General features: G+C 71.6%; 10 protein-coding genes. 4 read left to right on the top strand and 6 right to left on the bottom strand.

What is annotated here, in order from left to right:
• Window positions 1–34: 34 nt before the first annotated feature.
• Window positions 35–1708, bottom strand: coding sequence for a multicopper oxidase family protein (locus GTW67_RS35670; protein WP_161168854.1), 1674 nt, complete (start codon window positions 1706–1708; stop codon window positions 35–37).
• Between the two features lie 114 nt (window positions 1709–1822).
• Here GTW67_RS35670 and GTW67_RS35665 point away from each other — a divergent pair, with 114 nt between their 5' ends.
• Entirely contained in the window at window positions 1823–2449 is a 627-nt protein-coding gene (locus tag GTW67_RS35665; RefSeq protein ID WP_161168853.1) for a DinB family protein, read from the top strand.
• Window positions 2450–2534: 85 nt separating this feature from the next.
• Window positions 2535–3398 (top strand): GDSL-type esterase/lipase family protein, encoded by an 864-nt coding sequence (locus GTW67_RS35660; RefSeq protein WP_202438142.1) that lies wholly within the window; start codon window positions 2535–2537, stop codon window positions 3396–3398.
• Between the two features lie 8 nt (window positions 3399–3406).
• Here GTW67_RS35660 and GTW67_RS35655 read toward each other — a convergent pair whose 3' ends face one another.
• The 5 genes from GTW67_RS35655 to GTW67_RS35635 all read right to left on the bottom strand — a co-directional run bounded on the left by GTW67_RS35655 (window position 3407) and on the right by GTW67_RS35635 (window position 10691).
• Window positions 3407–5617, bottom strand: coding sequence for a right-handed parallel beta-helix repeat-containing protein (locus GTW67_RS35655; RefSeq protein ID WP_161168852.1), 2211 nt, complete (start codon window positions 5615–5617; stop codon window positions 3407–3409).
• Entirely contained in the window at window positions 5614–7080 is a 1467-nt protein-coding gene (locus tag GTW67_RS35650; protein WP_161168851.1) for a M1 family aminopeptidase, read from the bottom strand. Before GTW67_RS35650 ends, GTW67_RS35655 begins: the two co-directional genes overlap by 4 nt.
• The gene (locus GTW67_RS35645) at window positions 7077–8750 is read right to left on the bottom strand and encodes an extracellular solute-binding protein (protein WP_161168850.1); all 1674 of its coding nucleotides are present in this window, start codon (window positions 8748–8750) and stop codon (window positions 7077–7079) included. The genes GTW67_RS35650 and GTW67_RS35645 overlap by 4 nt, the downstream gene beginning before the upstream one ends.
• Window positions 8751–8794: 44 nt before the next feature.
• Window positions 8795–9655 (bottom strand): carbohydrate ABC transporter permease, encoded by an 861-nt coding sequence (locus tag GTW67_RS35640; RefSeq protein WP_161168855.1) that lies wholly within the window; start codon window positions 9653–9655, stop codon window positions 8795–8797.
• An 88-nt stretch (window positions 9656–9743) separates the two neighbouring features.
• Window positions 9744–10691 (bottom strand): ABC transporter permease, encoded by a 948-nt coding sequence (locus tag GTW67_RS35635; RefSeq protein ID WP_161168849.1) that lies wholly within the window; start codon window positions 10689–10691, stop codon window positions 9744–9746.
• A 340-nt stretch (window positions 10692–11031) separates the two neighbouring features.
• Here GTW67_RS35635 and GTW67_RS35630 point away from each other — a divergent pair, with 340 nt between their 5' ends.
• The gene (locus GTW67_RS35630; RefSeq protein WP_202438141.1) at window positions 11032–12018 is read left to right on the top strand and encodes a hydroxyacid dehydrogenase; all 987 of its coding nucleotides are present in this window, start codon (window positions 11032–11034) and stop codon (window positions 12016–12018) included.
• Window positions 12019–12080: 62 nt separating this feature from the next.
• Window positions 12081–13169 (top strand): LacI family DNA-binding transcriptional regulator, encoded by a 1089-nt coding sequence (locus GTW67_RS35625; RefSeq protein ID WP_161168847.1) that lies wholly within the window; start codon window positions 12081–12083, stop codon window positions 13167–13169.
• Window positions 13170–13519 lie beyond the last annotated feature (350 nt).

Below are 13519 nucleotides of genomic sequence, written 5' to 3'. Positions count from 1 at the left end.
CCACGTCCAGTGGCCGCCGGCCCCCTCGCGTGCCCTATCGCCGGTATCCCAGCACCGTCATCATGCCGCTCTCCGAGTGGTACTGGTTGTGGCAGTGCAGCATCCACAGCCCCGGGTTGTCGGCGTCGAAGTCGAGCACCAGTTTCCGGTGCGGGAGGACCACCGCGGTGTCCTTGCGGGCGCCCGTCCCGTCCAGTCCGGTGATGGCGAAGGTGTGCCCGTGCAGGTGCATCGGATGCCACATTTCGGTGGCGTTGATGAGGGTCAGCCGCACCCGCTCACCCGCGTGCACCGCACGGCGCTGCTCCACGGAGTAGGCCTGGTGGTCGAACCCCCAGTCGTACTTCTCCATGCCGCCGGTGATCCGGATGCGCATCTCGCGGTCGGGTTCCCGGTCGTCCAGGGCCACGGAGTCGTCGGGCACGAGACGCCGTGCGGGGATGGTCTTGCCGTCGAGTTCGTCCGGGCGGACGTCGGCAGGGGGGAGGTTCCCGCTCCCCTTGTCGGTGCGCAGGACGGCGAGGGCACTGCCCTGCTTGCCCTCGGCCAGGGCGACCAGGGGGAAGACTCCGTCCCGGACGGTGACCAGGACGTCGTACCGCTCCGCCATGCCGACGAGGAGCGCGTCGGTCCGTGTGTGCCGCACCGGGTAGCCGTCGGTGTGGGTGACCGTCATGGCGTGGCCGCCCAGCGCGACCCGGAACGCCGTCTCGGCGCCGGCGTTGATGATGCGCAGCCGGACGCGGTCGCCGGGACGGCAGCGGAACACCTCGGGGTGAGCGGGCAGGCGTCCGTTGACCAGGTGGAAGGGGTGGGCGACGCTGCCGGCCTCGCCGTGCAGCATCCGGCTGTGGGACGTGTGCAGCACGCGCGAGGGACCCGCGGGCCTCCGGGCCGGCGAGGGCGTCGCCGTCGCCGGCCGGCTCGGCTCCCCGCCGCGGCCGGGGCCCATGCCCATGTGGCCCCCCTCCATGGAGGCACCGGGCCTGAGCTGGTCCAGGACCTCGTCGGGGGTGGAACCGTCCACGCCGTCGAGCCAGTCGTCCAGGACCACGACCCATTCCTTGTCGTAGGACAGGGGCTCTCGCGGGTCGTCGACGATGAGCGGCGCGTACAGGGCCCGGTCGGCCTGCATCCCGACGTGGGAGTGGAGCAGATACGTTCCCGGCTGGGCGGCGGTGAAGCGGTAGCGGAAATCGGCCCCGGGGCGGATCGCGGCCTGGGTGAGGCCCGGGACGCCGTCCATGTCGCAGCGCAGCCGCACCCCGTGGCAGTGCAGCGTGGTGCTGGCGGGCAGCCGGTTGGCGAGCGTCATGTCCAGTACGTCGCCGGCGGTGACACGGACCAGCGGCCCCGGCAGCGCCTCGTCGTACGCCCAGCTCGGGACGGTCCGCCCGCCGAGGTCCAGTGTCGCCTCGGCCGCGGTGAGCCTGTACGTGCGCACCGGTCCGGCCCCGCGTGCGCGCTCGGCCGCGAGGACTTCCGGGTCGGACGGATTGACGTAGCCCGAGGGCCCGTCGGGGACGAACGCCGCCCCGCCGGCCCCTCCTTGGGATCCGGAGCCGGGGCCGGAACCCGGTCCGGAGCCCGGTCCGGAGCCCGGTCCCGAGCTGGGTCCGGGGCCGGGGCCGGTGCAGGCAGCCAGGAGGCCCGCGCCCGCAGCGGCGACCGGGGCGCGGAGCAGGGTACGCCGAGAAGGTTTGAACATGTCTGCATCAGACACGCCGGATGATCGAACAGCCCGTCGGTGCGGCCGAATGCCTGAACGGCCGGGGCCGAATTCCACCGGCAGGCGGACGTCCGCAGGCGGCAGACTGGCCGCATGACCTCACCCGATGCCAAGGCCGATCTTCGCTTCTATCTTCAGTCCGCCCGCGACGCGCTGCTGTGGAAGCTCGAAGGACTCCCGGAGTACGACGTCCGCCGCCCCCTGACGCCGACGGGCACCAATCTGCTGGGCCTGGTGAAGCATGTGGCCAGCATGGAGCTGGGCTATCTCGGCGACGTCTTCGGCAGGCCGTCCGGTGAGGCGCTGCCCTGGATGGCGGAGGGCGCCGAGACCAACGCGGACATGTGGGCGACGCCCGATGAGTCACGCGAGGACATCGTGGAGCTGTACCGCCGGTCGTGGGCGCACGCCGACGCGACGATCGACGCGCTGCCCCTGGACGCGGTCGGCAAGGTGCCGTGGTGGCCGAGCCACAAGGCCGAGGTGACCCTGCACCACGCCGTCGTGCGCATGATCGCCGAGACGCACCGGCACGCCGGCCACGCCGACATCGTCCGCGAACTCGTGGACGGCGGCGTCGGGGAGCGCGAGGGCAACGACAGCATGGCGTCGGGCGACCCCGCGTGGTGGGCGGACTACCGCGACCGGCTGGAGCGCGTGGCCCGGGAAGCCGACCGGACTCGTCGCCCCCGAGAGACGACACGCGACGCGAAGGAATGACGCCCCCGTGCGGCGTCGCACCCGCCCGGACGTGCGCGTAGTAGGAAAGGATCACGCACGCGCGCGTGCCGAACGGAGGCATCCTGTGAAGACACCACTGCGCATGATCCTGGCCATCGCTCTGTCCGCCGGGGTCGTGTCGGCCGTGGCACCGGTCACGGCCGCCTCGGCCGCCGACCCCCTGCGGTACGTCGCGCTGGGCGACTCCTACGCGTCCGCCCCGCTGGTCCCGCCCGCAGACCGGGCCGAACCGGCATGCCTGCGCTCCCTCTCCGACTACCCCCGGGTCGCGGCCGAGGCCCTGAACGCGGCGCTCACCGACGTCAGCTGCTCCGGCGCCACCGTCGGCCATCTGAGCACCGCACAGCACCGGGGAGTCGCACCCCAGTACGAGGCGCTGGCCCCGGACACCGACATCGTCAGCATCACCCTCGGCGGCAACGACAGCGACCTCTTCGGCGAAGCGCTGAACTGCGTCAACGTCCTGCCCCAGCCCCACGGCACCAGCTGCGCGGACAAGAACACCGCCGGCGGCGGCGACAGGATAAGGGCCCGCATCGACGCCTGGGCACCGGCCTTCGGCACCGCCCTGGACGAGATCGCCCGGCGGGCGCCGCACGCCGGGATCTTCGTCGTCGGCTACGGCAACTACTTCCGCCCCGGCGGCTGCTACCCCGACCAGCCCTACTGGAAGAAGGACGCCGACTACCTCCAGGGCGCCATCAACCACCTCGGGGCCGTACTGCGGCGGACGGCCGAGGAGCACGGCGCCGTCTTCGTCGACACCTTCACCCCGGGCATCGGACACGACACCTGTGCCGCCCCCTCCGACCGCTGGATCGAGGGCGTGGTCCCCGGCCGCCCGGCCGCGCCCCTGCATCCCAACGCGTCAGGCGCCCGGGCCGTCGGCAACGCCCTTGCCGAGGCCGTCCGCGGCAGGCATACGTAAGGCGCCGGTCAGGGGTGGACGAGGACCTGGGACAGGGCGACCCGGCCGTTGCCGGGCACCGCGATCCGCACGGTGCGGGTCCTGGCGTCCAGGTCGATCACGGTGGGGCGCAGGGCCTTTCCGCTGACGTGGACCGTCCTGTCGTCGGTGACGACGTCGAAGCCGGCCGTCGTCATCGAGGCGTCGTTCCAGACCTCGATCCGGCGGACCCGGCGGGTGTCACCGAGGTCCACCTGCCACCAGGCGCCCGGCCCGGCCAGGGTGCGGGTGTCCGTGGTGATGTCGCCGTCCAGGGCCAGGTCGGCCGACGCGGTCCCCTCGGTCGAGGACTGGGTGGCGGTGCCCCTGCGGGCCAGGTCGGTGCGCAACTGCTCGACCGGGCCGCCGTGGGCACCGGCCCGGGCGGCGACGGCGAGTGCCGCGGCCGGCAGCCGGTCCAGGCCGGTGGAGTTGTCCGTCATGGCCGAGCCCCGGCCGCCCAGCCCGGGCGCACCGGTGTCCGTCCAGTTGGACCTGGCCGTGTTCTCGATGCCGTAGTCCGCCCAGTTGGACACCCACTTGTAGCCGATGCGCGTGATGACGTTCCGCTCGACCAGGATGTGCGAGGACTGCTCGTCGAGGTAGATGCCGTTGCCGTCGCGCTCGGTGTTGCCGTACGCGGAACGGTTGATGTAGTTCTCCGACACGACCGTCCCCGGCTGCGCCCCCTGCGTGTAGATCGCGCCGCCGTCGTGCTGCTCCTGCGCCACCTCCATGACGTCGGTGATCCGGTTGGCCGTCACCCTGTTGTCGCGCAGGACGGAGACCTGCGCCTCGGGCTGGTTCCAGCCCCAGCCGACGGAGATCCCGGAGTAGGGGAGATGGCTGAGGGTGTTGTGGTCGACGGAGAGTTCCGCCTCGTAGCCCGTCCAGATGCCCACGGAGTCGGTGTACTCGACGCCGGAGCGGCTGATGGTGTTGTACGCGACGGTGTTCCGCTCACCGGCGAGCGCTTCCCCGGGCCGTGGTTCGGTGTCGCCGACGTAGACCGCGCCCGACGACAGGTCGGTGAAGGACGACCGGGTCAGGGAGCTGTCCTTGGTGCCGGCCTCCAGGATCGCCCCGGCGCCGCCGAGCCGGCTGAAGTCGGCCCGGTCGATACGGATGTGCCGGCCGCCGCGCACGGTGACGGCCGCCGCCGGTTTCGTGTAGTGGCGGCCGGCGTGGTCTACGGGTCCGGTCGCGCCGGTGAGGGTGAGACCGGCCTGGGTGCCCGCGTAGCCCTCGTCGGTGTCGGGCTGGCGGTAGGCGGCGTACGCGAAGCCGATCCCGCTGACCGTGATGTCGTGGGCGCCGTCGAGGACGAGGAGCCGTTCCGTGTGCGGGGTGACGGTCCGGGCGCCGCGCATGGTCTCGCCCTCGCGCGGCAGGTAGGTCACGGTGCGCTGCGCGGAGTTCCACACGAACTCGCCGGGTTCATCCAGGAGTTCGGGGGCGTTCTCGAAGAACGCGACCCCGCTGTAGCGGGCCGAGTCGACCGTCGTGGAGTCCCAGGCGGGGCCCGTGCGGTCGGTACCGCTCGCGGAGTTGGTCCAGCAGGGCCGGGCGAAGGTCAGGAGGTCGCCGCTGACGCCGGTGATCCGGCAGTGGTAGTTGCGCCAGCGGACGCGGATGACGGCCTCGGCGTCCGTGGGGCGCTGCCAGCGGGCGACGCCGGTGGCGTCGGCCCCGGTCATCCCCGCCTCGGTCGCGTCGCAGACCGCAGCGGGGCACGCGTCGCCGCGGGCGCGGACGGCACGCGTCCCGTCGACGAAGAGCTGGCGCGGGGTGACCCCGGCCGGGACGGCGGCGGTCCAGGTGCCGTCGCCGTTCGGGGCCCAGCCGGTGATGTTCCGGCCGCCGGACAGCACGGGCCGGGCGCCGGGGGCCGCCGTCCAGGTGACGGTGCGGCCCTGCCCGCCGGAGTCGGCGGCACCGAGCCGCAGCGGTTCGGTGCGCTCGTATGTGCCGTCCTGGAGCAGTACGCGGACGTCGCGGCGGGTCTCGGCGCGGGCCGCGTCCCGGGAGCCCTCCAGGGAGCAGGGCCGGGCGGCGGTGCAGGAGGTGCCCGTGCCGTCCGGGGCCGCGTACAGGGTGCGGGGCGGCGGGGCCGCCTGGGCCGTGGGTGCGGTGAGCAGGGCGGCGAGGCCGGCCGCGCAGGCGGCGGCGGTCAGCCGCAGGGCGTGCGTCCGGACGTTCACGCGTCGGCCCTCCAGTCGGGGTGGCCGGGCATGGGCGGGTTGACGGCCCCGAAGAGCCAGTCGCGCAGGAAGCCGTCGAGGGACCGGTCTCCGGTGACGCGCACGGTGTGGCCGATGAAGTCCTCACTGCTGACGTTGCGGTCCTTGAAGCGTTCGGGCCAGGTCCGCATCACGCGGTCGAAGGCGCGGTCGCCGATCCGCCGGCGCAGGGCGTACAGGACGAGCGCGCCGCCGTCGTAGATGTTGGTGCCGCCGAGGGCCTTGGGCAGTCCCGGCGGGCCGTCCGCGGCGCGGATCGCGTCGAGCTTGCCGTAGGTCGTCCGCATCTTGTCGGCGAGGACGGACCAGCCGCGTTCCTCGCCGTAGAGGGCGGCGTAGTACACGGCGGGGCCCTCGTTGAGCCACGCCTGCTGCCAGTCGGCGGGGGTGACGGAGTCGCCGTACCACTGGTGGACCAGCTCGTGGACCATGGTGGTCTCGTACGTGGGGTGTCCGTTCGCGTTCGGCCGGAACCAGTTCGTGGAGAACAGGGAGAGGGTCTGGTTCTCCAGGGCGTCGCTGTAGCCGTCGTAGATGTGGACGCCGTAGACGGAGAACGGGTAGCGGCCGAACTTCCGCTCCAGCCAGGCCAGATGGTCGGCCGTGCGGGCGACGACCGGGGCGAACTCGTCCTCCCTGCCCCGTGGGACGACGTGCCGCAGCGGGAGGCCCCGGTGGCTGGTCCCGTACAGATAGGTGCCCTTGACGACGGCGATGCCGATGAGTTCGGTCGCCATCCGCTCGCGCAGCCCGAAGTGCCAGACCGTGGAGCCGTTCGCGCCGGGGGACTTGTGCAGCAGTTCACCGTTGGCGGTGGCGACGAAGCCCTCGGGCGCGCTGATGTGGAAGGTCCAGGTGGCCTTGTCCGACGGCGTGTCGTTGCACGGCAGGAAGGTGTCGGCGCGGGAGGACTGGGCCGCGGACGCGAAGCCGCCGTCACTGCCGAACCTCCAGCCGGTGAGGCCGAGCCGGGGCGCCTTGCCGTTGCCGTGATAGCGGACGGCGACGGTGAAGGGCCGGCCGTCACGCAGAGGCGACGCGGGTGTGACGGTGAGTTCCTGGCCGCTCTGGCCCGGTGCGAGCGCCCAGGTGGCGGGAGCGCCGTTCACGGTGACGGAGTCGATGGTGTGGCCGTCGGTGTCCAGGTTGAACGCGGACAGGTCCTGGGTGGCCGTGGCGTTCATCCGCACCGTGCCGGTGAAGTCGTACGTGACCGGCGTGAAGTCGAAGGTCAGGTCGTAGTGGACGACCTGGTAGCCGCCGTTGCCGAGGGTCGGGAAGAGCGGGTCGCCGACCCCGTCGGAGCCGGGCGTCGGACGGAAACGGGAGGCGTGCGCGGAGGCGGGGGAACCGAACGCCGGCACGGCCACGGCGGCGGCGGCCGCGGCGCCGCCGAATCTGAGGGCGGAGCGGCGCGTCGTCACTTCTTCCCCTTCTGGACGGCTTCCTCGAACTCGCCCCGGGCCTGTTCGCCGCCCTTGGCGAGGTAGTCCTTGACCAGCTGGTCGTAGGCCGACATGGGCTTGCGGCCGGCGATGATGTCCTTGAGCCCGTCCTGCCTCAGCGTGTAGAGGCTGCCGCTGCCCTTGGAGTCCCAGGTGGGCGAGGAGTACTGGAGGGTGGGGGACTGCTCCATCATCGGGACCATCCTGCTCAGCGTCTCGTGCACATGGCGCACCCCCGGCTCGGAGTCGGCGCTGTAGACCGCGGGCACCGCGGACGCCAGGAACTTCCAGGGGACGGTGACGTCCTGGCTGCCCTGCTTCGTGAGCGCGGGGTTGCCCTTCGCGTCGCGCGTGAAGTCGGTGCCCTCGACGCCGTAGTTGATCAGCGTGTACTCCAGGCTGCCGAAGGGCGAGGCCGCGAAGTCCGCCAGCGCCAGCACCTGCCGCACACGGTCGTCGGACGCCTTCCTCACATGCGTGTTCTGGAGCTCGACGTTGTCCGTCCAGGCGACGGCGTCCTTGCCGAACGGCACGAAGGGCCTCGGGTCGTACGACGCGTCGATCGCCTTCATCGCGGCGACGTAGCCGACGCCCGGCGCCAGATACGTCGGCAGGCCGTCGTAGACGTAGGCGCCCTTGCCGTTCTTGAACATGTCCGTGTACTGCGCCTTCTGCGCCCCGGACATCTGGAGCGTGCCGGGGTAGAAGCAGCCCGCCTTGTAGAGCGTCCGGGCGGTCTCCACGGCCTGGCGGTACTCGGGTGTCTCCAGGTCGGTGGTGAACTTGCCGGTCTTCGCGTCCAGCCGCCAGAAGTAGGGGGCGCCCGCCGACATGGCGAGGACGTTGGTGACGCCCGCGATGACCGCGTACTGGTCCTTGCCGGGACGGGTCAGCTCCTTGCACGCCTCGACGAACCGGTCCAGGCCGGTGATCTGGTCGAGGCTCGTGATGCCGATCTCCTCGAAGAGGTCGTGGCGGTAGAACCCGGCTCCGCCGGTGCCGGTGCGGGCGATCGGGATGCCGTAGAGCCCGCCGCCGAAGATCGCGGCCTGCCAGGCGGCCTTCGGTATCGCGGCGAGGTTCGGGTAGTCCTCGACGGCGTCGCCGGCGAGGAACGGGGTGAGGTCGGCGCACTTGGCCGCGAGGAAGGCGGCCTTGTTGTCGACGCCGCCGACCTCGGGATACATGAACAGGTCGGGCAGGCTGTCGCTGGCGACCATGGTGGAGAACTTGGTGCCGTAGTCGTCGGCGGGCACCGCGGTGATGTCGACCTTGCCGCCGAGCAGCTTCTCGATCTCCTGCCAGGCGGCGTTGCGGGACCGGCCGGGCGGGGGAGGGGAGAAGGTCTCCAGGGTCGCGCTGATCGTGGATGCGCCCTTCAGCGGGGCGCCCTTCGTGGCCCGCAGCGGCTTCGCGGGGTAGCGGAAGTAGCCCTGCGGGACGCCCTGGGCGGTGCCGGGCAGGTCGGGGTTCAGACCGATGTTGCGCACCGTGGTGCGGGGCAGCAGGGAGGCGCTCTTGGCCTCCGCCTTCGCCTTGGCGCCGCCGTCGCCGCAGGCGGCCAGCAGGGGAGCGGCGGTCAGTGCGAGACCGGCGCCCGCACCCATGCGGAGCAGTGCTCTGCGGTTGAGGTGAGTGGAGCTCGACACGGAAATCTCCTTGAGAGGTGGGAGGGGGCCGGAGCCGCTCGCGCTCAGCCCTTGACGGCGCCGGTGAGCACGCCCTTGGTGAAGTAGCGCTGGAGGAAGGGGTAGACGAGCAGGATCGGCACGACGGCGATCACCAGGACCGCCATCTGCACGGCCTGCTGCGGGGCGAGCGCCTCGCCGGCGGAGGCGCTGTTGAGGCTCTGGCCCTGGAGGACGTAGGTGCGCAGCACCATCGGCAGCGGCCACTTGTCGGAGTCGTTGAGGTAGAGCAGCGCGTTGAAGAAGGCGTTCCAGTACGTGACGGCGTAGAAGAGGCTGATCACGGCGAGCACGGCCTTCGACAGCGGCAGCACCACCCGCACGAGGACGGTCAGGTCGCCCGCTCCGTCGACCTTCGCCGCGTCGTACAGCTCCTCGGGCAGGTTCATGAAGAAGGAGCGCAGGACGACCAGGTTGAACGCGCTGACCAGGGTGGGCAGCACCAGCGCGGCGTAGGTGTCGTACAGGCCGAGGCCCTTGACGAGCAGGAAGTTCGGGATGATCCCCGCGTTGAACAGCATCGTGAACAGTGCCGTCATCAGGATGAAGCGGGAGCCCGTGACGTCGCGCCGCGACAGGCCGTAGGCCATGCCGATGGTGGCGAGCAGGCTGGCGAGCGTGCCGACGACGGTGATGCCGACGCTGACCAGCAGCGCCCGGGTCACGACACCGCCGGTGAAGATGGTGCGGTAGGCGTCGAGCGTGGGGTGGTCGGGCCACAGGACGAGGCCCGTGGAGCGGATGATGTCGCTCTGGGAGGCGAAGCTGGTGCCGATGACACCGAGCAGCGGGTAGGCGACGGCGGCGACCACGACCACCAGGGCCATGCCCTTGGCCAGCCGGCCGGCGAGCGTCGGCTTCTCCATCCAGGGCGGACGGCCGTCGGACTTCTTCACCGTGGGGCGGCCGGTTCTCGCCGGCGGCCGTGTGGGCAGGGAGCCGGGCTGTGTCTTCTCAGCGGTCAGCACCGCGGTACACCCCTTCGTGGCCGAGGCGGTGGGCGAGTTTGTTGGCGCCCAGGACGAGGGCGGTGCCGATGACGGCCTTGACCAGGCCGACGGCGGCGGCGACGCCCCAGTCGTTGTCCTTGATGCCGTGGTAGTAGACGTATGTGTCCAGGACCTCGCCGGCGTCCGGGCCGACCGCGTCGCGCTGGAGCAGGATCTGCTCGAAGCCGACGGAGAGGATCTGCCCGAGGTTGAGGATGAGCAGCAGGATCAGCACGGGGGCGATGCCCGGCAGGGTGACGTGCCAGAGCCTGCGCCCGGGGCCGGCGCCGTCGATCGCGGCGGCCTCGTACTGCTGCCGGTCGATGTTGAGCAGCGCGGCGAGGATGATGATCGTGCCCCAGCCCGCGTCCTTCCACGCCACCTGGAGGGTGAGCAGCCAGGGGAAGGCGTCGGGGTCGCTCATCATGTCGTAGCGCGGCAGACCGAGCCCGGCGAGGACGTCGGGCAGGAGGCCCGCGCCGCCCAGGAGCTGCTGGAAGATCGAGACGATGATCACCCAGCCGATGAAGTGCGGCAGATAGACCACGCTCTGCACGAACCGCCGGACGCGGTCGCTGGTGATGCTGTTGAGCAGCAGGGCCAGGGCGACGGGGACCGGGAAGAAGAACACCAGCTGGATGAGGGCGATCTCCAGGGTGTTGGACGTCGCCGTCCAGAACGCCGCGTCACCGAACGCCGCGGTGAAGTTGGAGAAGCCCACCCAGACGCTGTGCATGTACCCGAGGTACGGCTCGTAGTCCTGGAACGCCACGACGTAGCCGAGCAGCGGCACATAGTGGAACACGATGAAGTAGAGCAGTCCGGGCAGTGCGAGCAGCAGCATCACCCGGTCCCGCTTGATGCGTTGCCACAGGGTCCGGTCCTTCGGCAGCGGGGGTGCTGATTCAGCCATGGCGCGTCCTGTTCGGCTGGGTGGCGCTTGGTGACCTTCTGCGGCGGCAAGTTAGTAAGCGGTTAACCCCATCGTCAAGAGATGTGATGGAACGGCTGTGTTGCGCGCCGCTCGCCGGTGCGGGTTTCTGCAGGACGTACCCGCAAAAGGCAGCCAAAAGTGCCCAGTTGAGCGGTCACCGGTGCTTGACGGCCGGGCCCAGGGCTCCCTAGCGTGCCGGTCATTCCATAGAACACGATTACTGTCCGGAGGCAGGGTGCGAACCACCGAAGAGGTGCCGGCTCGTTCCGGGGCCGAGGCGACGACCAGGCCACCCGGGCGGCCGCGCACGGTGCTGGTCATGAGTCCCGGACTGCTCGACGCCGTCTTCCCGCCGCCCGTGCGGGCCCGGCTGGAGGACGTCGCCGACCTGAACAGCCCCTGCGTCATCAGCGAGTTCGACTCGCCGGACGCCGCGGCGGCGCTGGCCGGGGCGGAGGTCCTGCTGACCGGCTGGGGGTGCCCGCCGGTCGACGCGGAGCTGCTTGAACGGGCACCCGAGGTACGCGCCGTGATCCACGCGGCGGGAACGGTCAAGACGTTCCTGTCCCCGGCCGCCTTCGACCGGGGCATCGTCGTCTCCTCCGCCGCCGCGGCCAACGCCGTGCCGGTCGCCGAGTACACGCTGGCCGCCATCATCATGGGCGCGAAACGGGTGTTCCCGCTGGCCGAGCTGTTCCGCTCCCGGCGCACCCACCGCACCGGCGCCGACCTGGACCGGCAGCACTGGCTCGGCACGCACGGCCTGACCGTCGGCGTCGTCGGCGCCTCCCGGATCGGCCGCAGGGTCGTCGAACTCCTGCGGATCCTCGACGCCGACGTCCTGCTGTACGACCCCTACGTCGGCCACGACGAGGCACTACGGCTCGGGGTCACCCCGACCGACCTGGACACCCTGATGGCCAGGAGTGACGTGGTCACGGTCCACGCCCCCGAGACCCCCGAGACCCGCGGCATGATCGACGCCCGCCGGATCGGCCTGATGCGGCCCGGCACCCTCCTGGTCAACACGGCGCGGGGCGCCCTGGTGGACACCGAGGCGCTGACGGAACACCTGGTCGAGGGGCGGCTGGACGCCGTGCTCGACGTGACCTCGCCGGAACCCCTGCCGCAGGGGCACCCCCTGTGGGACCTGCCGAACGTCTTCATCACCCCGCATCTGGCGGGCGCCCAGGGCAACGAGGTCGGGCGCCTCGGCGCGCTCGCCGTCGACGAGCTGGAACGCTACGCGCACGGGCGGGCGTTCGCGCACCCGGTGCACCGGGGCGACCTGGGGCGGATCGCGTGAACGCCGGGGGACCGCAGGCTCTAGGCTCTTCGTCACACGACAGCCAGCAGGGGGTGGACCGGATGCGCAGGCAGAGCACGGCCGCGGACGGGCAGCGGCGGGCCACGGTCACCGACGTGGCACGCCTCGCCGGCGTCTCCACGGCGACCGTCTCGCGCGTACTGAACCGGAACTACCCGGTGGCCGAGGCCACCCGGGAGCGGGTCGAGTCCGCGATGCGCGAACTCGGCTACGTCGTCAACGCCCACGCCCGCGCCCTCGCCGGCGTCTCCAACCGCACGGTCGGCATCATCGTCAACGAGGTCGTCGACCCCTTCTACGCCTACATCGCCCGCGGGGTGGAGCGGGAGGCCACGCTGGGCGGCCGGCTCTGCCTGGTCTGCTGCACCCAGGGCGACCCGCAGCGCGAGCTGGCCTTCGTCGAGCTGATGCACGAACGGCGGGCCGACGCGGTCATCGTCGTCGGCGGCAGCATCGCCGACCGGGCCTACACCTCCGAACTGGCCCGCAGGGCAAGGGAACTGGACGCCGACGGCTCGAAACTCGTGCTGTGCGGCCGGCCGCCGCTCGGCGAGCAGGTACCGACCGTGTCGGTCGAGTACGACAACGAGGGCGGCGCCTTCGCCATCACCGACCACCTCCTGATGCAGGGCCACGAACGCATCCTGTACCTGGGCGGGCCGCCGAAACTCTCCACCACCCGGGACCGGCTGGCCGGCCACCGCCGCGCGCTCGGGCTGCGCGGCGTGACACCCGACCCGGACCTGGTCCACCCCGGCGCGTTCAGCCGCGGCTTCGGCCACCGGCGCATGGCCGAACTGCTCAAGGACGGACTGGAGTTCACTGCGGTGTTCGCCGCCAACGACGTGGTCGCCGCCGGTGCCGCCCAGGCCCTGGAGGAGGCCGGACGCCGGGTGCCGAGAGACATCTCCCTGGTGGGCTACGACGACATCCCGGTCGCGCAGGAGATGCGGCCCAAGCTGACCACCGTCCACGTGCCGCTGGAGGAGATGGGCCGCCAGGCCGTACGCCTGGCCGTGTCCGGCGGCGACGAGGACGACTGGCGCGAGCCGACGACCGGCGCGCTGCGGCTGGGCACGCACATCGTGGTACGCGAATCCGTGGCGCCCCGGACCACGAAGAACGGTTGAGTGTGACCGGTTACCGCGCGCCTTGTCCCTGATTGGTCCCTGATTGACCGCAGTCGGTCATAGAAAAAGGCAGTAACTTCCCCTCCCCTCTTGCGGCCCGGTAGCAACCGCTTACATGCTGTCGCGGAGTTCCCCACCCCCGCACGCCTCCGTCCCGCGCTCATCCATCGCAGGGAGAGTTCCGCATGCGTACTCCGACGTCCTCCGTGTCCCCTTCGCCGTCCGTGTCCCCCTCGTCCGCCACGCCCCCGTCGCCCTCCGTGAGCCGCCGGGCCGTCCTCGCCTCGGCGGCGGGTGCCGGGGCCCTGGCCGCGCTCGGCGCCGCCGGTCCGGCCTCGGCGCAGGACCGG

The organism is Streptomyces sp. SID5910, from assembly GCF_009862125.1.
Lineage (GTDB): Bacteria > Actinomycetota > Actinomycetes > Streptomycetales > Streptomycetaceae > Streptomyces.
This window is presented reverse-complemented; position numbering and strand designations above follow the sequence as displayed.